The sequence below is a fragment of the Caulobacter sp. GW821-FHT09B11 genome (assembly GCF_059418205.1).
Window position 1 is genome coordinate 39,833 of sequence record NZ_JBWKPK010000004.1, and the last position, 18,645, is coordinate 58,477.

The window sequence follows — 18,645 nt, forward strand, 5'->3', positions numbered from 1 at the left end:
CCGCCGCGTCGCCGCAACCAAGACCGGCGTTCGGCCGGGTCGAAGTTCCGCTGCGTCAGCGCTTCGTCGTCACGCCTGCAGGACCGGCGGCCCGCCCGAACCGAGGCGGAACAGCAGTTGCTCGGAGCCGAAGTCGAGCTCGACCCGGGCGAACAGCTTCAGCACGTCCACGCCCAGCAGGATCGCCGGCTTCTCGTTGATCTTCCAGTGATCGAAGATGTGCAAGTCGGCGAAGACCACGGCCAGGTTGGTCATCCGCAGGTCGCCCATGTTCATCGACCGCAGGACCCGGTACTCGCCGATCGTCTCCCTGCCCGCCACGCCCAGCAGGCGCACGGCCAGGGCCGGATCGGCGCCCTTGCGGGCCTTGGCCTGGATCGCCTTCGACAACGCCATGTTGCCGATCGACGAGCCCGCGCCCGAGTCGATGAAGGCCAGGGTGCGGATGTTGTTGACCCGGCAGTTGACGACGGTGAGGCGCCCGAAGCGCTGGTCGGCCTCGACCTGCACCTCCTGGGGCCGTCGGAAGAACCGGTACTCCGGCGTGCTGTGGCGCACCTCCAGGCGGTTTCTCTTGAAGTCCATGACCACCGAGCGGTCCTGCAGGATGTCGATGCCCAGCAGGCCGTCGCCGCCGACCCGCTCGGGCGCCAGCACCGGAAGCTCGACATCGGCCAGGTGCGCTTCGCCGGTGGACAGGTGGGCGATGCGCGCGGTCGGGGTGATCGCCGAACCGCCGATGCCGTGGACGATGACGTCGCGCCCACGCGGCAGGTCGAGGCGCGCCGCGAGCGTCTGCGAGATCACCGAGCGATCGGCGCCGGAATCGACCACGAAGCGGTACGACCCCTGGCCGTTGATCTGGGCCTCGACGGTCATCCGCTCCGACTCGTCGATGGCCGTGTCGATGACGTAGAGCGGCGCGGTCGGAGCGGGCGGAGGCGGTACGACGGCCGCGGAAGCCGGCGAAACGGCCTGCGGGGCCTGGCCGGGCGAAAAGGCATGGACGAGCGAGGGCGCGGCGGCGAACGATGCGCCGAGGCCGCACGCGAGGGTGCGACGCGTGAACATGGCGAACCTCCCAGTTCGCCGGAGTCTGATCACGCCATTCTCGGCGCTGACCGCGCTCCTGGCTTTGTTGGGATCGTCCCATTGGCGATCCGACGCCCACTCTAGCACCGCTTGGACCAACCCACGACGAAAAGCGCCGCCCAGGCGAACTGGGCGGCGCTTTCGAAGCGTCAGGCGCTAAATCCTGGAGCGCTCGCCGGTTCGGCGGGCGCGTCCGAGAAAGACCTTAGTCTTCCTTCGGGGTCAGGATCTGCTTGCCGTTGTACAGGCCGGTCTTCAGATCGACGTGGTGCGGACGGCGCAGCTCGCCGGTGTCCTTGTCCTCGATGAACGAGTTAGCGCCCAGGGCGTGGTGCGACCGGCGCATGTTCCGGCGAGAAGGCGAAGTTTTTCTTTTGGGAACGGCCATCGAAGTGACTCTGCTCGCTGAGCGTGAAAATCGGAAGCGGCGACTCAGGAAAGCCCAGGTCGCCGCGTGAGGGCGCGCTTATGCCTGAATCTCTCCAGACATGCAACTCGCCAGTTCAGACCAATCGACCGTGCTCCTTGGCCGCCGCGATGAAGCTGGCGAACAGGGGGTGCGGGGCGAACGGACGGCTCTTCAGTTCCGGGTGGAACTGAACGCCGATGAACCACGGATGGTCGTCGCGCTCGACGATCTCGGGCAGCACGCCGTCCGGAGAACGGCCGGTGAGCTTGAGCCCCGCCTCCTCCATCTTGTGGCTGTAGCCGATGTTGACCTCGTAGCGGTGACGATGGCGCTCGACGATGTCGGTCTCGCCATAGATCTCGGCGACCTTGGAGCCCTGCTGCAGCACGGCGTCGTAGGCGCCCAGGCGCATGGTGCCGCCCAGGTCGTCGCCGGCCTTGCGCGAGACGGTCTCGTTGCCCTTGATCCACTCGGTCATCAGGCCGACGACCGGGCGCTCGGTGGGCCCGAACTCGCTGGACGAGGCGTCGGCGATGCCGGCCACGTTGCGCAGGGTCTCGATGACCGCCATCTGCATGCCGAAGCAGATGCCGAAGTACGGCACCTTGCGCTCGCGGGCGAACTGGGCCGCCCGGATCTTGCCTTCCGCGCCGCGTTCGCCGAAGCCGCCGGGCACCATGATGGCGTGGGCGTTCTCGAGACGGGCCGCGGCCGCGTTCTCGTCGCCCTCGAAGGTCTCGCTCTCGACCCAGTCGAGGTTGACCTTGACCTTGTTGGCCAGACCGCCGTGGTGCAGGGCCTCGATGAGGGACTTATAGGCGTCCTTCAGCACGGTGTACTTGCCGACGACGGCGATGGTCACCTCGCCGTCCGGATGCTGGACGGTGTGGTCGATGGCTTCCCAGCGCGACAGGTCGGGCTTGGGCGCGTCGCTCATGCCGAAGACGTCGAGCACCTCGGCGTCGAGGCCTTCCTTGTGGTAGTCGATCGGCACCGCGTAGATCGACGAGCTGTCCAGGGCCTGGATGACGGCGCTCGGGCGCACGTTGCAGAACTGGGCGATCTTGCGCTTTTCCTCGACCGGGATCTCCTGCTCGCAACGGCAGAGCAGGATGTCCGGCTGGATGCCGATCGAGCGCAGTTCCTTGACCGAGTGCTGGGTCGGCTTGGTCTTCATCTCGCCGGCCGTCTTGATGAACGGCAGCAGGGTGAGGTGGACGTAGCAGCTCTGGCCGCGCGGCAGGTCCTGGCGCAGCTGGCGGATGGCCTCGAAGAACGGCAGGCCCTCGATGTCGCCGACCGTGCCGCCGATCTCGACGAGCACGAAGTCGACGGACTTCTGGCCCGTCTCGTCCATGGCGGGCGAGAGGACGAAGTCCTTGATCTCGTTGGTGACGTGCGGAATCACCTGGACGGTCGCGCCCAGATAGTCGCCGCGGCGCTCCTTCTCGATGATCGTCTTGTAGATCTGGCCGGTCGTGATGTTGTCGGCCTTCTTGGCCGACACGCCGGTGAAGCGCTCGTAGTGCCCCAGATCCAGGTCCGTCTCGGCCCCGTCGTCGGTGACGAACACCTCGCCGTGCTGATACGGGCTCATGGTGCCCGGATCGACGTTCAGATAGGGATCGAGCTTGCGCAGGCGGACGGAATAGCCGCGAGCCTGAAGGAGAGCGCCGAGCGCTGCGGAGGCGAGGCCTTTTCCAAGGGAGGAAACCACGCCGCCGGTGATGAAAATGTACCGCGTCATGGGCGCTCAGATTACCCGCGATTCGGCGATCGCGGCGAAAAGACCGACGTTCATAAACAAGTTTCGCTTCCGAGCCTGAGCCCCGCCCTTATTGGGCGGGGGTCTGGGCCGGAGTTTGGGCCGGAGCGGTCGTGGCCGGAACCGCGGGAGCCGGAGCGCCAAGCTGCGGGGTCGGAGCCTGGATCGGCGCCGGGGCGGTCGTGGCGGGAGCGGCCGGAGTCGCGGGGGCGTTCAGGGTCTTGGTGTCGAGATTGTCGATCTTCAGCTTGTCGACGACCGAATCAGCGCTGCCGATGCGACCGGTCAGAATGGTCAGCACCAGGCTGATGACCAGGAACACCGAGAACAGGATCCAGGTCATCCGGGTCATGAAGTCGCCGGCGCCCCGGGCTGTCATGAAGCTGCCCGCCCCACCGCCGCCCATGCCGAGCGCGCCGCCTTCCGAACGCTGGAGCAGCACGAAGCCGATCAGCGCGATGCAGACGATGATGTTGATGGCCAGCAGGATGGCGATGAGCATGACGAAACAGTTCTCGATTCAGTGCAGTCAGAGGACCGGCTGCGAAAAACGAAGCGGCCCCTCTACCACTACCGGCGCGCGCACGCCATAGGTGGGGCGACGGCCTGCCAACTCAAGTTCCCAATCCAGTTTTAGGGCGCGCATGATTCTCGAGACCGAACGCCTCACCCTGAAGCCCCTGGTCGCCGAAGACGCCCCGCTCATCTATCCGTTCCTCAGCGATCCGGAAATGATGGCGCATTGGGACCGGGCGCCGCTGGAGGATCCCGACGAGGTCGCCGCCTGCGTGGTCGGCCAGGTCGAGGACATGCAGGCCGGGACCGCGCTCTACTGGACCATCCGCCTGACCGCGACCGGGGCCTTCGTCGGCGCCTGCGAGTTCGTCGAGATCGACGAGCGCCGCCACCGGGCCGAACTGCGCTTCATCGTGGCCCGCGAGGCCTGGGGCAACGGCTACGCCCACGAAGCCGTCAGCGCCCTCCTCGCCCACGCCGCCGCCAGCGACCTCAAGCACGTCGTGGCCCGCACCCAGGTGGGCGACGCCCGCGCAGAGAAGCTGCTGGAACGCCTGGGCTTCAAGGGCGCGGCCTATCTGAAGGGCCAGGTTGACCGGGACGGGGAACGCCGGGACGGGCGGCTGTACGGGGTGGAATTGTAGGATCCTTCTCCCCTCGCGGGAGAAGGTGGCGGCCGAAGGCCGACGGATGAGGGGTCTCTCAGATGGGAGACGCCTGCCCGGCCTGACCGCTACACGCGGTTTTGAGATCTGAGAGACCCCTCACCCGACCTGCTTCGCAGGCCACCCTCTCCCGCAAGGGGAGAGGGGCGCTCCCCTAAGCCGCCCGGATGATCGCTAGGAAGTCCGCGGCCTTCAGCGAGGCGCCGCCGACCAGGGCGCCGCCGACTTCCTCGGTGGCCAGGATCTCGGCGGCGTTTTCGGGCTTCACCGAGCCGCCGTAGAGAATCGGCACGCCCGCGCCCTGCTCGCCGAAGCGCTCGACCAGGATGGCGCGGATGGCCTTGTGGATGGCGGTGATGTCGGCCGGGGTCGGGGTCAGGCCGGTGCCGATGGCCCAGACCGGCTCATAGGCGACGGCGAAGGCCTGGCCCGCCAGGCTGGCCGGCAGCGAATCGCGGGCCTGGCCGGTGACGATGGCCTCGGCCTGGCCCGCCTGGCGCTGGGCCAGGGTCTCGCCGAAGCAGACGATGGGCTCCAGGCCCGCGGCCAGGGCGGCCTCGACCTTGGCCGACACCAGCTCGCAGGTCTCGCCGTAGCCGCCGCGCCGCTCGGAGTGGCCGAGAATCACCAGGCGGGCGCCGGCGTCGACCAGCATGGCGGCCGAGACGTCGCCGGTGAACGCGCCCTGGGCCGCGCAATGACAGTCCTGGCCGCCGACGAGCACGGGTTCGCCCGACAGCACCTCGGCCATGCGGTGCAGAAGCGTGGCGGGCGGACAGATGGCGACTCGGGCGGCCGGCGGGACTTCGGCGACCGCCGCGGCCACCGCCCTGGCCTCGTCCAGCGAGGCCTCGAGGCCGAACATCTTCCAGTTTCCGGCGATCAGAGGCCGGGGCGTCGTCAGAGAAACGGTCATGAGGTTGGCTTTGGGGACGCGCCCCCTTCGGAAGTCAAGTCCGCTTCGGCTTGCTCAGTCACCTTGGCCTCTACTATACCCCGTTGCTCGCATCGAGTGCGTCGCCGTCGGGCGAGCGTCCTGCGACATCGGGCGAAATCGAAGAAGGTAGTTCAAACGTCATGCTCGCCGGCTTTCGCTCTCTCGCCAAATCGCCGTTCGCGGTCGTCCTGTTCGGGCTGCTGATCGTCAGCTTCGCCGTCTTCGGGATCAGCGACGTCTTCAAGCGCTCCCCCGCCTCGCAAGTGGTCGAGGTCGGCTCGCGCACGGTCACGCCCGAAGACTTCAAGGGTCGCTTCGACACCTATCGTCGCCAGCTGGAGAGCCAGGGCCAGACCCTGACCCCCGACGAAGCCGTCTCGCGCGGCGTCGACCGCCAGATGGTGCAGGAGCTGGCCCTTCAGGAATCGATGGCCGAGCTGATCGCCAAGATGGGCGTGCGCCCGTCCGAGACCCTGGTCGCCACCACCCTGCACAAGCAGATGAGCGACCTGCCGGCCGGCCAGCGCCCGTTCAACCCGATCACCGGCCAGTTCGACAAGGACGCCTACCAGCGCCTTCTGGCCGAGAACAACCTGACCCCGGCCCGCTTCGAGGCCTCGCTGCGCGACGACATCGCCCAGTCGCAGTTCTACGCCAGCGTCGCCAACGGCCTGCGCACTCCGCGCATCTATTCGGCCCTGCAGGCCGTCTACGGCCTTGAAAGCCGCGACCTGGCCGCCTTCGCCGTCAACCCGGCCAGAGTCGCCCAGCCGAGCGCGCCGACCGACGCCCAGCTGCAGGCCTTCATGAAGGAAAACGCCGCCGCCCTGACGCGTCCCGAGACGCGCCTGCTGTCGGTGGTGCGCTTCAGCGCCAAGGCCCTGGAGCCGACCGTGACCGTCGCCCCGGCCGACGTGCAGAAGACCTTCGACTTCCGCAAGGACACCCTGGCCGCGCCGGAAACCCGCTCGCTGGTGCAGATCGTCGCCCCGGACGCCAAGGCCGCCGCCGCCATCGCCGAGCGCCTGCGCAAGGGCGAGGACCCGGCCGCCGTCGCCAAGGCCTACGGCAAGACCCCGGTGGTCATCGCCGACAAGCCCAAGACCGCCCTGCCCGACCGCAAGGTCGCCGACGCCGCCTTCGCGCTGGCCGAGGGCCAGGTCAGCCCGCCGATCGCCGGCGAACTGGGCCAGTCGGTCATCAAGCTGATCAAGATCACCCCGGCCAAGGTCGCCTCGCTGGAGGCCGCCCGCCCGCAGATCGAGGCCGACCTGCGCGTCCAGAACGCCCAGGCCAAGGCCTATGAGCAGACTCAGACCTATCAGGACGCCCGCGATGCCGGCGCCAACGTGGTCGACGCCGCCGGCAAGGCCGGCGCCCTGGTGGTCAGCACCGCGCCGATCACCGCCCAGGGCACGGACCTTCTGGGCCAGCCGGCCTCGGGCCTGACGCCCGACGTGCTGAAGACCGCCTTCGCCCTGCCGACCGGCGGCGAGAGCGATCTGATCGAGGCCGAGAAGGGCGAATACTACGCCGTCCGCGTCGAGAAGGTGATCCCGGCCGCCCTGCCCCCGCTGGCCGAGATCAAGGAGCCCCTGGCCCGCCAGTGGATGCTGCAGGAGCTGTCCAAGCGCCTGAAGGCCAAGGCCGACGAGCTGGCCGCGCGCGTCCGCAAGGGCGAGTCGCTGGACAGCGTCGCCGCCGCCGCCGGCTCGAAGGTGCAGAAGGTGGCCGGCCTGTCGCGCGAGAACGCCCGCCAGTACCAGGCCCTGGGCCGCGACCTGCTGATCGGCGCCTTCAACGCCAAGCCGGGCGAGGTGTTCACCGCCCGCGCCCCGGCCGCGCCGAACGCGCCGCAACTGACCTATGTGGTCGGTCGCATCGAGGGCGTGCACGCCGGCGACGCCGCCGAGATCGCCCGCGCCACCGAGACCATGCGTCCGCAGACCAGCATGGCCTATATGCGCGACGTCGGTCAGGCCAGCCGCAAGGCCGCCTTCGACAAGCTGAAGCCGAAGACCAACCTGACCCTGGCCCGCCAGGCCCTCGGCGTCGACACCGACGCCCTGGCCAAGACCGGCAAGGACACGGCCACGAAGACGGGCTCGGCTCAATGAGCCTTGAGCCCGGCTTCGACGCCTTCGCGGCCGGCTACGACGCCGGCCTCCCGCAGCTGGTCTGGACGCGGCTGATCGACGACCTGGAGACCCCGGTCTCGGCATATCTGAAGATCGGCCACGGCCGGCCCTACGCCTTTCTGTTCGAAAGCGTCGAGGGCGGCGCCTGGCGCGGCCGCTACTCGATCGTGGCGATGAAGCCGGACGTCGTCTGGCGCTGCCGCGGCGACCAGGCCGAGATCGCCCGCGACGACGACATCGCCGCCGGCCGCTTTTCGCCGCTGGAAGGCGGGGCGCTGGACAGCCTGCGCGACCTGATCGCCCAGTCGAAGATGGAGCTGCCGGCCGGCCTGCCGCCGATGGCGGCGGGGATCTTCGGCGCGCTGGGCTACGACACCGTGCGCCTGGTCGAGAAGCTGCCCGACATCAATCCCGACGCCCTGGGCTTGCCCGACGGCATCATGACCCGGCCCTCGATCGTGGCCGTGTTCGACGCCATCGCCCAGGAGATCGTCCTGACCACCACGGCGCGCCCGACGCCCGGCGTGTCGGCCAAGGACGCCTATGCGGCGGCCCGCGAGCGCATCGAGACGGTGATGGCCGACCTGCGCCGTCCGCTGGCCCACGACGCCCCGCGGGTGCCCCAGGGCCCGATGGAGTTCACCACCCCGGTCAGCCGCGAGGACTATCGCGAGGTGGTCGAGAAGGCCAAGGAGTACATCCGGGCCGGCGACATCTTCCAGGTGGTGCCCAGCCACCGGTTCCGCGCCCCCTTCGGCCTGGACGCCTTCGCGCTCTACCGCTCGCTGCGCCGGACCAACCCGTCGCCGTTCCTGTTCTTCCTGGACCTGGACGGATTCAACCTGGTGGGCTCCAGCCCCGAGATCCTGGTCCGCCTGCGCGACGGCAAGATCACCATCCGCCCGATCGCCGGCACCCGTCCGCGCGGCGCCACGCCGGAAGAGGACCTGCGGCTCGAGCAGGAGCTGCTGGCTGATCCCAAGGAGCGGTCCGAGCACCTGATGCTGCTGGACCTGGGCCGCAACGACGTGGGCCGCGTGGCCATGCTCGGCCAGGCCGGCAGCAACGGCGGGTCCAAGCCCAAGCACGCCAATGTGCGCGTCACCGACAGCTTCACGATCGAGCGCTACAGCCACGTGATGCACATCGTCTCGAACGTCGAGGGCAATGCGCCCGAGAACGTCGATCCGGTGGACGTGCTTATGGCCGCCCTGCCCGCCGGCACGCTGTCGGGCGCGCCCAAGGTGCGGGCGATGGAGATCATCGACGAGCTGGAGGTCGAGAAGCGCGGCATCGGCTACGCCGGCGCCGTGGGCTACATCGGCGCCGACGGCTCGGTGGACACCTGCATCGTGCTGCGCACGGCCCTGGTCAAGGACGGCATGATGTACGTCCAGGCCGGCGGCGGCGTGGTGGCCGACAGCGATGCCGACGCCGAGTACGACGAGACCCTGCACAAGTCCCGCGCCCTCAAGCGCGCCGCCGAGGAAGCCTGGCGCTTCGCCTGATCTTCCTCCTGACTTCCTGGCGTTCGGAAAAGACGAAGGCGGCGATCCTCGCGGGTCGCCGCCTTTTTCTCGCGTGCGCGGTCCTCGCCCTTCGACAAGCTCAGGGTGAGGACCATTTCGCAGGCCGCGCGGTAGAAACCCTCATCCTGAGCCTGTCGAAGGACGAGGGTTTCTTTCCTCAGTGGCCCTGATGACCCGGCGGACGGGCCGCGCCTTCCGGCCCGGCGACGTCGGTCAGGCCGTGGCCCAGGGTCATCGGCTTGCCGTCGGGACCGCGATCGGCCACGCGGACCATCTCCATCATGCCTTTGTCCTCGTGGTTGAGGATGTGGCAGTGCAGGACGAAGTCGCCGATGTAGCGGGCGTAGTGGCTGCGCACCTTCACCACGACGCCCGGCTCGACGAACAGGGTGTCCTTGAAGACCCCGGTCAGGCCGAAATATTCCGAGTTCGGATCCTTGGTCAGGTCGACGCCGTCCTTGGTGGCCGATTCCAGCTCGAACGGATTGACGTGGATGTGGAACGGGTGGCCGACCTTGAAGTCGGTCTTCTGGACCGACAGCGTCCAGCGATCGGTGTCGCCCAGCACCAGGGTGCGCGAGAAGTCGTTGGGATCGAAGCGCTTGACGTCGGTATCGGTGCGGCCGATGCCCGGCCCCGACTTGCCGCCCGGCTTGGACGGCGGCGCCTGCAGCGAGAACACCAGGGTCTGCTCGTTGTCGATCTTGTCGGCCAGCAGGGTCGGGTGCGGCGAGAACGACGTCAGGGTCAGGTCGCGGCGCAGGTCGTCGATAACCTGCTCCTTCAGCGTCGCGTCGGTGATCGGAAGATCACGCGCGGCGCCCACCAGCAGCGCCTTGACCTGGTCGGCCGGCGGCGCGACCGGGCCGGCCCCCGGGGCGACCTCGACCACGAACAGCAGCTGGCGACGCTCGGCGGTGCCCTCGACGCCCGACTGCTGGACGTTCACCAGCTCGTCGATGACGCAGTAGGAGCCGGGCTCGGCGAAGGCCACCAGCAGGTCGCTGCGATAGCCGGGCTGCATAACCGTGGACTTGCGCTCGAGCACCTTCTGGCGGGTCAGGCCGTCGGCGGCGATCTCGAACTGCGACATCGCCTCGCTGGACGGCGCGCATTCCTTGGCGATCAGGGCGTCCTGGCCGAGCGGCCCGACCTTGGCCAGGGCGGCCAGCGGGCTGGTCCCGATGCGCTTGCGGATCGAGATCTTGACCGTGTCGGACACCCCGCCGTGGATGAACCGCCAGCGCTCGGGCGCGCCGGCCACGGCCTTCTGGTTCAGGGTCTCGAGCGTGGCGCCGTTGACGGTGGTGAAGCGGCCGGAGTTGGACCAGTTGCCGCCGCCGATGATGTCGTAGTTGTCGAGCACGCCGGTCTCGCCAGCGTCGCAGTACCAGTTCTTGCGCGACGGCGCGAGAATGCGGGCCTTGGGTTTGCCCTCGGCGTCACGGCAGGCGTACTGGATCTGCTGCAGCACGAAGACGTGGTCGGGCGACTTGGCCAGCAGCACGTCGACATCGCCCGGAACCACCTTGCGGGCCGGCAGGTCGCCGCCGGCCTCGACCACGCGCGGCAGCCGGTCGCCCTTGATCACCAGCGCGCCGACCAGGCCGCTGGAGACCTGGATCGCCGTCGAGCCGTGGACGTGCGGGTGGTACCAGAAGGTGCCGGCCGGATGGTCGCCGGGGATGTTGTATTCGTACTCGTAGGTGAAGGTCGGATTGGGCGGCAGCTGGCGCAGGACGTTGTCGCTGATGCCCGCCGGGCTGACCCACAGGCCGTGGCTGTGCAGGTTGGTGGTGTTGAAGCAGTGCGGCTCGTTGATGTCCTCGGGGTGCCCGGGACAGTTGGCCTCGGCCGGCAGCAGGTTGCGGATCTTGACCCGCACCGTCTGGCCCGGACGCGACACCAGGGCCGGCGCGACGTAGGGCCGGCCGGGCTGCGACGGATGCAGGCGGTCCTGATAGGCCCGCAGCTCGACGTCGTCGAAGGCGCCCTCGTACTTGTCCTTGCCGATCTGTTTGCCGCTGTTGGGGTTCCAGATCTTGGCCTTCAGCAGGACGATGTCGAGATTGGCCTCGACCTCGTCGCCCTTGGGCGGCGGGGCCGGCACGGCGCCGAACTGCTTCAGCGGCGACTCGGGCGGGGCTTCGCCCGGCGCGACCATGGTGAGGATCGGCGGGTCGGAGACCGGAGCCGCCTGGCGGGCCAGGGCCGTTCCGGCCGGCAGGGCGAGGGCCAGCGCCGCTCCGCCCAAGAGTCCGAGTTGTCGCATGTGCACCCCCGTGCATCCCAAAGATGCGCGAGGCTGGGCGCATCGCTTCGGTAGATCAAGCCGGATTCACAACCTTGGGACCCCATTTTGAGCAGCCAGGAGCCCCTAGTCGCCCAGGCGCTCCTTGGGCAGGTGCTGGGTGACGGCCGGCGGGGCCAGGACCATCACGGCCGCGAAGCTGACGGCGGCGCTGGCCGCGAAGGCCGCGGCCATCAGCACCGGCATGATCCGCTGACGCCGACGCGGCGCGCGCAGCAGGGCGCGGGCATAGGACAGGGCGGCGGAGTCGAGGGCGGAATCAGCGACGGACATGCGGGAAATCATGCCCGATCGCGCCCCGGTGGCAACGGCCCGGCGGCGCGGCCGTTCGCCGCTGGCTCCAAATACAGAAAAACTCTCTCCGTAAAGGGATGACGCGCCGCCCCTGCCCGGACTAGAAGCGAGGCCTGAAAGGCGGCGTCATGATCCTGGTCATCGATAACTACGACAGCTTCACCTACAACCTCGTGCATTACCTGAACGAGCTGGGGGCCGAGACCGTCGTCCATCGCAACGACGACCTGACGGTGCAGGAGGCCCTGGGCCTGAAGCCGCAGGCAGTTCTGCTGTCGCCGGGGCCCAAGGCGCCCGACCAGGCCGGCATCTGCCTGCCGCTGCTGCGCGGCGCGCCTGACGACCTGGCGATCCTGGGCGTGTGTCTGGGCCACCAGGCCATTGGCCAAGCGTACGGCGGCGAAGTGGTGCGGGCCAAGGAGGTCATGCACGGCAAGACCAGCCCGATCCGCCACAGCAACAAGGGCATCTTCAAGGACCTGCCCGACCCGTTCACCGCCACCCGCTATCACAGCCTGGCCGTGCGCCGCGAAGACCTGCCGGCCGAGCTGGAAGTCACCGCCTGGACCGCCGACGGCGAGATCATGGGCGTGCAGCACAAGACCCGCCCCGTGCACGGCGTGCAGTTCCACCCCGAATCCATCGCCACCGAGGGCGGCCACCAACTGCTGGCCAACTTCCTCGACCTGGCCGGCGTGCGCCGCGACGCCCAGATCTGGGTCTAGGACGGGGCGAAACAGATGTCCGACGCCTTCAAGCCCCTGCTGGCCAAGCTGGCCGACGGCCAGACCCTTTCGGAAGACGACGCCGAAGTCTTCTTCAGCGCCTGCCTGCGCGGCGAACCGACCCCGGCCCAGGTGGCCGCGGCGGTGACCGCCATGCGCCTGCGCGGCGAGACGGTGGGCGAGATCGCCGCCTGCGCCCGCGCCATGCGCCGCGCGGCCGTGCACCTGGAGCACCCGTATGACGTGGTCGACGTCTGCGGCACCGGCGGCGACGGCCTGCACACCCTGAACATCTCCACCGCCGTGGGCTTCGTCGCCGCCGGCGGCGGCCTCAAGGTGGCCAAGCACGGCAACCGCGCGGTGACCAGCAAGTCGGGCACCGCCGATGTGCTGGCGGCCCTGGGCGTCAATATCGACGCGACGCTGGTCCAGCAGCGCGCCGCGCTCGACAGCGCCGGCATCTGCTTCCTGTTCGCCCAGTCGCACCACGGGGCGATGAAGCACGTGGCCCCGATCCGCCAGCAGCTGGGCTTCCGCACCATCTTCAACCTGCTGGGCCCGCTGACCAATCCGGCCGGCGCCAGGCGGCAGGTGGTGGGCGTCTCGGCCCCGCGCTTCGTCGAGCCGATCGCTCGTGCATTGGGGGCTTTGGGCGCCGAGCGCGCCTGGTCGGTGCACGGCGGCGGCATGGACGAGCTGACCATCACCGGCGAGACCGAGGTGGCCGAATGGCGCGAGGGGGCGATCCGCCTCTTCACCATCACGCCCGAGGCCGTGGGCCTGCAGCGCGCCTCGCTGGCCGAGATCACCGGCGGCGATCCCGCCTTCAACGCCGCAGCCCTGACCCGCCTGCTCGACGGCGAGACCGGCGCCTATCGCGACATCGTGCTGCTAAACGCCGCCGCCGCCTTCCTGGTGGCCGACAAGGTCGAGACCCTGCGCGAAGGCGTGGAGCTGGCCGGCGCCGTGCTCGACGACGGCCGCGCCAAGGCCGCCCTCGCCGGCCTCGTGGCCGCCACCAATTCCGAAGTACAGCCCGCATGACCGACATTCTCGCCAAGATCGCCGACTACAAGCGTGAGGACGTCGCCGGCCGGAAGGCCGTGCGCTCGCAGGGCGACGTCGAGGCCGCCGCCAAGACCGCTTCGGCTCCGCGCGGCTTCAAGGCGGCGCTGGAAGCCAGGCACGCGCCGGGCAAGCTCTCCTTGATCGCCGAGATCAAGAAGGCCTCGCCGTCCAAGGGCCTGATCCGCGCCGACTTCGATCCGCCGGTGCTGGCGAAAGCCTACGAGGACGGCGGCGCGGCCTGTCTTTCCGTGCTGACGGACGGCCCGAGCTTCCAGGGCGCCGACGAGTACCTGGTGGCCGCCCGCGCGGCGACCGCCCTGCCCTGCATCCGCAAGGACTTCCTGGTCGATCCCTGGCAGGTGGCCGAGAGCCGCGCCCTGGGCGCCGACGCCATCCTGGTGATCCTGGCTATGATCGACGACCATCTCGCCGCCGAGCTGATGGCCGAGGCGACGCGCCTGGGCATGGACGCCCTGGTCGAGGTGCACGACGAGGCCGAGACCGAGCGCGCCGGCAAGCTGGGCGCGACGCTGTTCGGGGTCAACAATCGCGATCTCAAGAGCTTCGTCGTCGACCTAGCCGTCACCGAGCGCCTCGCCAAGCTGGCCCCGGCCGGCTCGCTGCTGGTCACCGAAAGCGGCCTCTTCACCCATGCCGACGTGGTGCGGATGGAGGCCTGCGGGGCTACGGCCATGCTGGTGGGCGAAAGCCTGATGCGCCAGGCCGACGTCACCGCCGCCACGCGCGAGCTGATCGGCTGATCCGGATCCGGTGCGCGGCCCTCGTCCTTCGACAGACTCAGGATGAGGACCATGGCAGGCTCGGGCGGTAGAAAAACCTCATCCTGAGCTTGTCGAAGGACGAGGTTTTCGCCACTCACCACATAACGGCGCTCGGCCACGTTTCGGCCAAGCTCGCGCTTCTCAATGCCCCTCGGTGTTCGACATCGAGGGGCTTTTCGCATGACCGCCGGCAAGACGTCGCTTCGCTCGAAACTGGGCGCGCACCTGCTCGAATGGGCCAGGACCCTGGCGCTGACGGCGGCCATCGTGCTGGTGCCGCGCACGGTGCTGTGCCAGCCGTTCGTGATCCCCTCGGGCTCGATGGAGCCGACCCTGCTGGTCGGCGACCGCATTCTCGTGAACAAGTTCGCCTATGGCTGGAGCCGCCATTCGGCGCCGTTCAGCCCGGCGATCGGCCATGGCCGGCTGATGGGGCGCGAGCCCGCCCGCGGCGACGTGGTGGTGTTCAAGAAGCCGGGCGACGGCCGCACCGACGTCATCAAGCGCCTGGTCGGCCTGCCCGGCGACGAGCTGCAGGTGGTGGACGGGGTGCTGCGCATCAACGGCGCGCCGGTCACGCAGCAGGCGCTGGGCACGCGGATGGAGGACACCCCGTTCGGCGTGCTGCCGGCCGAGCGTTTCGTCGAGACCCTGCCGGGCGGCAAGACCCATCTGGCCAATAGCTACGGCCCGCGCACGGCGGCCGGCAACACCGCCGTCTATCGCGTGCCCGAGGGCTGCTACTTCATGATGGGCGACAACCGCGACAACTCGCTCGACAGCCGCTTCGACCCAGGCCCGATCCCGGCCGGCCAGGCCCGCTGCGCCTGGAACCCGGCGGTGGACGCCAATCTGCCGGCGCAGATCGGCATGGGCTTCGTGCCGTTCGAGAACCTCGTCGGCCGCGCCGAGATGGTGGTGTTCTCGTGGGAAAGCGGCGCCGGTCCGCGATGGAATCGGTCGTTCCAGCGGCTGTGAATCGGCGGCTACCGGCCAGGAATCACGGTCTCGGCGGCGATATTTTCGCGGCTCGGGACGCGACGCGATCGCACCGTCTACGGAAAATCACGGCCCGGTATGGTTTCACGGCCGCGTCCGTCCGACTGAGAACGACGGACTTATCCGACGTAAATCAGTCATTTAAGGCCGAGGTCCTGACAGAATCGTCGCCAGCGATCTGGCAGAACGCCGGTCGCCGTAATTCACTTGACCTTAACCAAGAACACCTAGAGAACATTCGCAAGGTTTGCGGTTTGTTCCGCGACGACTTGCGAGGCCGTCATGCTCACCCGCAAGCAGCACGAGCTGCTGATGTTCATCCACGAACGGATCAAGGAGACCGGCGTCTCCCCCTCCTTCGACGAGATGAAGGAGGCCCTGGATCTGGCGTCGAAGTCGGGCATCCACCGGCTGATCACCGCCCTGGAAGAGCGCGGCTTCATCCGCCGCCTGGCCCACCGGGCCCGGGCGCTGGAGGTGGTGAAGCTGCCGCAGCAGGCCACGACGGCCGCCCCGCCCAAGGGCCGAGGCGCGTTCCGGCCCCAGGTGCTGGAAGGCGGCGGTCCCGCTCCTTCGGCCCCCGCCCCCGCCTTGCCGATCGCCAATGACAGCCGCGAACTGCCGATCCTGGGCCGCATCGCCGCCGGCACGCCGATCGACGCCATCCAGCACGAGCGCGACCGCCTGCCGGTGCCCGAGAGCATGCTGGGCGGCGGCGAGCACTACGTGCTTGAGGTGCAGGGCGACTCGATGATCGAGGCCGGCATCCTCGACGGCGACTATGTGATCATCCGCAAGGGCGACACGGCCAACAGCGGCGAGATCGTCGTGGCCCTGGTTGGCGAGGAAGCCACGCTGAAGCGCCTGCGCAAGAAGGGCGGCTCGATCGCTCTGGAAGCGGCCAACCCCAAGTACGAGACCCGCATCTTCGGCCCCGACCAGGTCGAGGTGCAGGGCAAGCTGGTGGGTCTGATCCGCCGCTATCACTGACGGTTCAGGCCGACACGACGGTTCGAGGGCGCGATCGCAAGGTCGCGCCCTTTTCCGTTGCGGGGACGCGCGCCGTGGTCGCTGACGAGCGCATGCGATCCAGGGCGTCGCGCGGCCAGTGTTGACTCGATCAATAATCACCTAATATTGACGCAATCAACATTGGGGGCCGCATGACCGATCGCCACGACACCGACGTCGCCACCCTGCGCGCCTTCAACCGCGTCTACACCAGCCGCCTGGGCCTGCTCGACGCCAGCTATGACGGCAGCCCGTTCACGCTGAGCGAGGCGCGCATTCTCTACGAACTGGCGAACCGGACCGCCCCGATGGCCGCCGACATTGCCCGCGCCCTGCGGCTGGATCCGGCCCAGGTCAGCCGCACGATCAAGCGCTTTTCCGAACGGGGCCTGGTCACGGCGCGCGAGAACCCGGCGCACGGCCGCCACCAGCTGCTGACCCTGACCGACGAGGGCCGCGCGACCTTCGCCGCCCTGGAGGCCAACACCCGCGCCAGCATCGGCGCCCTTATCGAGGGCCTGCATCCGCTGCAGCGGGCGCGGCTGCTGGATGCGGCCGGGGCAATCAACGAGGTGTTCGAGGGCGGCGCGCCCGAGGTCGTGCTGCGGGCCTTGCGGCCCGGCGATCTTGGCCTGGTCGCCTCGCGCCAGGCGGTGCTCTATGCGAGCGAATACGGCTGGAACGGCGACTACGAGGCCCTGGTGGCCGGCATCCTGGCCGACTTCCACCGCAACTTCGATCCCGCTAGGGACGACGCCTGGATCGCCGAGGCGGGCGGCCGGATGGTCGGCTCGATCTTCCTGGTGCGCGGCGATGCGCCCGGCGTCGCAAAGCTGCGCCTGCTCTATGTAGAGGCCCAGGCGCGTGGGCTCGGCGTGGGCCGGCGGCTGGTCGAGACCTGCGTCGCGCGCGCCCGGGCGCTGGGCTATGCGCGGCTGGACCTCTGGACCGTCAGCGTGCTGACCGCCGCGCGCCGGCTCTACGAGCAAGCCGGTTTCCAGCTGACCCACGAGGCGCCCGGCCGCCAGTTCGGTCACGACCTGATCGACCAGACCTGGTCGCTGGACCTGTAGAGCGTCGGCCTGGCCGGCTTGCGCCTCCACGGCCAAGCTGACAGCCTGCGCCACCCGCAAGCACGACCGCGAAGGCTGCATGGACCACCCGGACTGGTATCCCGACTGGCGACATGAGGCCGTCCATGAGCTTGAGGAAAAGAACGCGCGGCTGCGGGCCGAATTCAGGCTCGGGGACTGGCCGCGCTTCGACTACGACGTCGATGCGGGAACCCTGACCTTCTCGGAAAACGGCGTCGCCAAGGTGATCGCCGAGATCCAGGTCGTCGGCACCACCAGCCTGAAGGCTGGCAACTGGCTGTGGTCGTGGGCCAACAGCCATTGGCCCGAGGGCGTGACGGCCGAGGCTGAACGCGTCCGCGCCTTCGGCGAGGAACACGGCGTCTGCGAACTGACCCACGACTATGTCAATGAAGACGACGACCTCAACGCGCTGGGGTGGGAACTGACCGCCGTCATGGCCCGCGTCACTGGAGCCCTGGGCGGCTATCGGCCGCCAAGGGACGAAGGCGGCGGTCTGTTCCTGACCTACACCAGCGTGGCCTGGGCGAGCTGACCTAGAGCCCCGCGCCTTCCGCCAACGCCTTGGCCGCCGCGTCGAAGCCGGCCCAGGCCGCCGCGGCCAGGGCCGCGCCGGTGCTGGCGCGGCGAACGCCCAGGCCCGGCAGGTCGGCGAGCTTCATGTTCGGCCCCCACAGCAGCACGTTGACCGGCTTGGGCGCCACGGCCGCGACGATGGCGGCGATGTCGTCGTACTTCGTCACGCCCGGCGCGTAGAGGCAGTCGGCGCCGGCCTCGGCGTAGGCCTTGAGCCGCTCGATGGTCGGGGCGAGGTCGTCGCGGCCGATCAGGAAGCCTTCGGTGCGGCCGACCAGGATCACGTCCTGGCCCGAGGCGTCGATGGCCGCGCGGGCGGCGGCGATGCGGGCGACGGCCTCGGGCAGGTCGTAGAGGTCCCTGCCGGTGCGGTCCTCGATGGAGAGGCCGGCGACGCCGGTCTCGACCGCTCGGGCGACATTGGCGGCGACGCCCTCGGGCGTATCGGCGAACCCCGCCTCGAAGTCGGCGTTGACCGGCAGGTCGGTGGCCGCGACCAGCCCGTGCAGGTGCTCCAGCACCTCGTCGACGCTGACTTCGCCGTCGGCGCGGCCCCAGGACCAGGCCATGCCGGCGCTGGTCGAGGCCAGGGCCTTGAAGCCCAGCTTCTGGAGGCGGACCGCGCCGCCGGCGTCCCACGGATTGGGCAGGGCGAAGAAGCCGTCGGCGTGCAGGGCGCGGAAGGCGGCCCGCCTTCCAGCGAACTTGGCGGCGAACTCAGTGGCGTCGGTCAT

At 69.2% G+C, this 18,645-nt stretch carries 18 protein-coding genes; 10 read left to right on the forward strand and 8 right to left on the reverse strand.

The annotated features are described in order from the left end of the window. Nucleotides 1–69: 69 nt before the first annotated feature. From AC07N1_RS03830 to secG, 4 genes are all read right to left on the reverse strand, one after another. On the reverse strand, nt 70–1,071 hold the full coding sequence (locus tag AC07N1_RS03830) for a retroviral-like aspartic protease family protein (RefSeq protein WP_494670592.1): 1,002 nt from the start codon (nt 1,069–1,071) through the stop codon (nt 70–72). A gap of 226 nt (nt 1,072–1,297) precedes the next feature. Beyond that, nucleotides 1,298–1,480 (reverse strand): 50S ribosomal protein L32, encoded by a 183-nt coding sequence (gene rpmF / locus AC07N1_RS03835; protein ID WP_110122084.1) that lies wholly within the window; start codon nt 1,478–1,480, stop codon nt 1,298–1,300. Between the two features lie 115 nt (nt 1,481–1,595). Next, complete coding sequence (gene pyrG, locus AC07N1_RS03840; protein ID WP_494670593.1) at nt 1,596–3,248, reverse strand: CTP synthase; 1,653 nt, start codon at nt 3,246–3,248, stop codon at nt 1,596–1,598. 88 nt (nt 3,249–3,336) lie between these two features. Beyond that, complete coding sequence (gene secG / locus AC07N1_RS03845; RefSeq protein ID WP_494670594.1) at nt 3,337–3,768, reverse strand: preprotein translocase subunit SecG; 432 nt, start codon at nt 3,766–3,768, stop codon at nt 3,337–3,339. 142 nt (nt 3,769–3,910) lie between these two features. Between secG and AC07N1_RS03850 the strand changes: the two genes are divergently transcribed. Beyond that, on the forward strand, nt 3,911–4,426 hold the full coding sequence (locus AC07N1_RS03850; protein ID WP_494670595.1) for a GNAT family N-acetyltransferase: 516 nt from the start codon (nt 3,911–3,913) through the stop codon (nt 4,424–4,426). Between the two features lie 175 nt (nt 4,427–4,601). Here AC07N1_RS03850 and tpiA read toward each other — a convergent pair whose 3' ends face one another. Beyond that, nucleotides 4,602–5,363 (reverse strand): triose-phosphate isomerase, encoded by a 762-nt coding sequence (gene tpiA / locus AC07N1_RS03855; RefSeq protein WP_494670596.1) that lies wholly within the window; start codon nt 5,361–5,363, stop codon nt 4,602–4,604. Between the two features lie 161 nt (nt 5,364–5,524). On the opposite strand from tpiA, the gene AC07N1_RS03860 reads away from it, so the two are divergent. Then, a complete protein-coding gene (locus tag AC07N1_RS03860; protein ID WP_494670597.1) occupies nt 5,525–7,501 on the forward strand; it encodes a peptidylprolyl isomerase in 1,977 nt (658 codons plus the stop codon). After that, nucleotides 7,498–9,030: an anthranilate synthase component I gene (trpE, locus tag AC07N1_RS03865; protein ID WP_494670598.1), complete on the forward strand. Its 1,533-nt coding sequence runs from the start codon at nt 7,498–7,500 to the stop codon at nt 9,028–9,030. The genes AC07N1_RS03860 and trpE overlap by 4 nt, the downstream gene beginning before the upstream one ends. 178 nt (nt 9,031–9,208) lie before the next feature. On the opposite strand, the gene AC07N1_RS03870 is transcribed toward trpE, so the two are convergent. Both AC07N1_RS03870 and AC07N1_RS03875 read right to left on the reverse strand, forming a co-directional pair. Next, entirely contained in the window at nt 9,209–11,323 is a 2,115-nt protein-coding gene (locus AC07N1_RS03870) for a multicopper oxidase family protein (protein ID WP_494670599.1), read from the reverse strand. A gap of 105 nt (nt 11,324–11,428) precedes the next feature. Then, entirely contained in the window at nt 11,429–11,635 is a 207-nt protein-coding gene (locus AC07N1_RS03875) for a hypothetical protein (protein ID WP_494670600.1), read from the reverse strand. 149 nt (nt 11,636–11,784) lie between these two features. Between AC07N1_RS03875 and AC07N1_RS03880 the strand changes: the two genes are divergently transcribed. The 7 genes from AC07N1_RS03880 to AC07N1_RS03910 all read left to right on the forward strand — a co-directional run bounded on the left by AC07N1_RS03880 (nt 11,785) and on the right by AC07N1_RS03910 (nt 17,870). Then, on the forward strand, nt 11,785–12,381 hold the full coding sequence (locus AC07N1_RS03880; RefSeq protein ID WP_494670601.1) for an anthranilate synthase component II: 597 nt from the start codon (nt 11,785–11,787) through the stop codon (nt 12,379–12,381). Between the two features lie 15 nt (nt 12,382–12,396). Then, nucleotides 12,397–13,425 (forward strand): anthranilate phosphoribosyltransferase, encoded by a 1,029-nt coding sequence (gene trpD, locus AC07N1_RS03885; protein ID WP_494670602.1) that lies wholly within the window; start codon nt 12,397–12,399, stop codon nt 13,423–13,425. Beyond that, nucleotides 13,422–14,210 carry an indole-3-glycerol phosphate synthase TrpC gene (gene trpC / locus AC07N1_RS03890; protein ID WP_494670603.1) on the forward strand — a complete coding sequence of 263 codons (789 nt, stop codon included), beginning with the start codon at nt 13,422–13,424 and terminating at the stop codon, nt 14,208–14,210. The genes trpD and trpC overlap by 4 nt, the downstream gene beginning before the upstream one ends. Before the next feature lie 201 nt (nt 14,211–14,411). After that, nucleotides 14,412–15,209 (forward strand): signal peptidase I, encoded by a 798-nt coding sequence (lepB, locus tag AC07N1_RS03895; protein ID WP_494670604.1) that lies wholly within the window; start codon nt 14,412–14,414, stop codon nt 15,207–15,209. Nucleotides 15,210–15,512: 303 nt separating this feature from the next. Continuing rightward, the gene (gene lexA, locus AC07N1_RS03900) at nt 15,513–16,220 is read left to right on the forward strand and encodes a transcriptional repressor LexA (protein WP_494670605.1); all 708 of its coding nucleotides are present in this window, start codon (nt 15,513–15,515) and stop codon (nt 16,218–16,220) included. Nucleotides 16,221–16,393: 173 nt separating this feature from the next. Next, nucleotides 16,394–17,314 (forward strand): bifunctional helix-turn-helix transcriptional regulator/GNAT family N-acetyltransferase, encoded by a 921-nt coding sequence (locus AC07N1_RS03905; RefSeq protein WP_494670606.1) that lies wholly within the window; start codon nt 16,394–16,396, stop codon nt 17,312–17,314. Nucleotides 17,315–17,393: 79 nt separating this feature from the next. Then, the gene (locus AC07N1_RS03910; protein ID WP_494670607.1) at nt 17,394–17,870 is read left to right on the forward strand and encodes a DUF6882 domain-containing protein; all 477 of its coding nucleotides are present in this window, start codon (nt 17,394–17,396) and stop codon (nt 17,868–17,870) included. A 1-nt stretch (nt 17,871) separates the two neighbouring features. Here the strand turns inward: AC07N1_RS03910 and AC07N1_RS03915 are convergent, their stop codons facing one another. Beyond that, a complete protein-coding gene (locus tag AC07N1_RS03915; protein WP_494670608.1) occupies nt 17,872–18,645 on the reverse strand; it encodes an isocitrate lyase/PEP mutase family protein in 774 nt (257 codons plus the stop codon).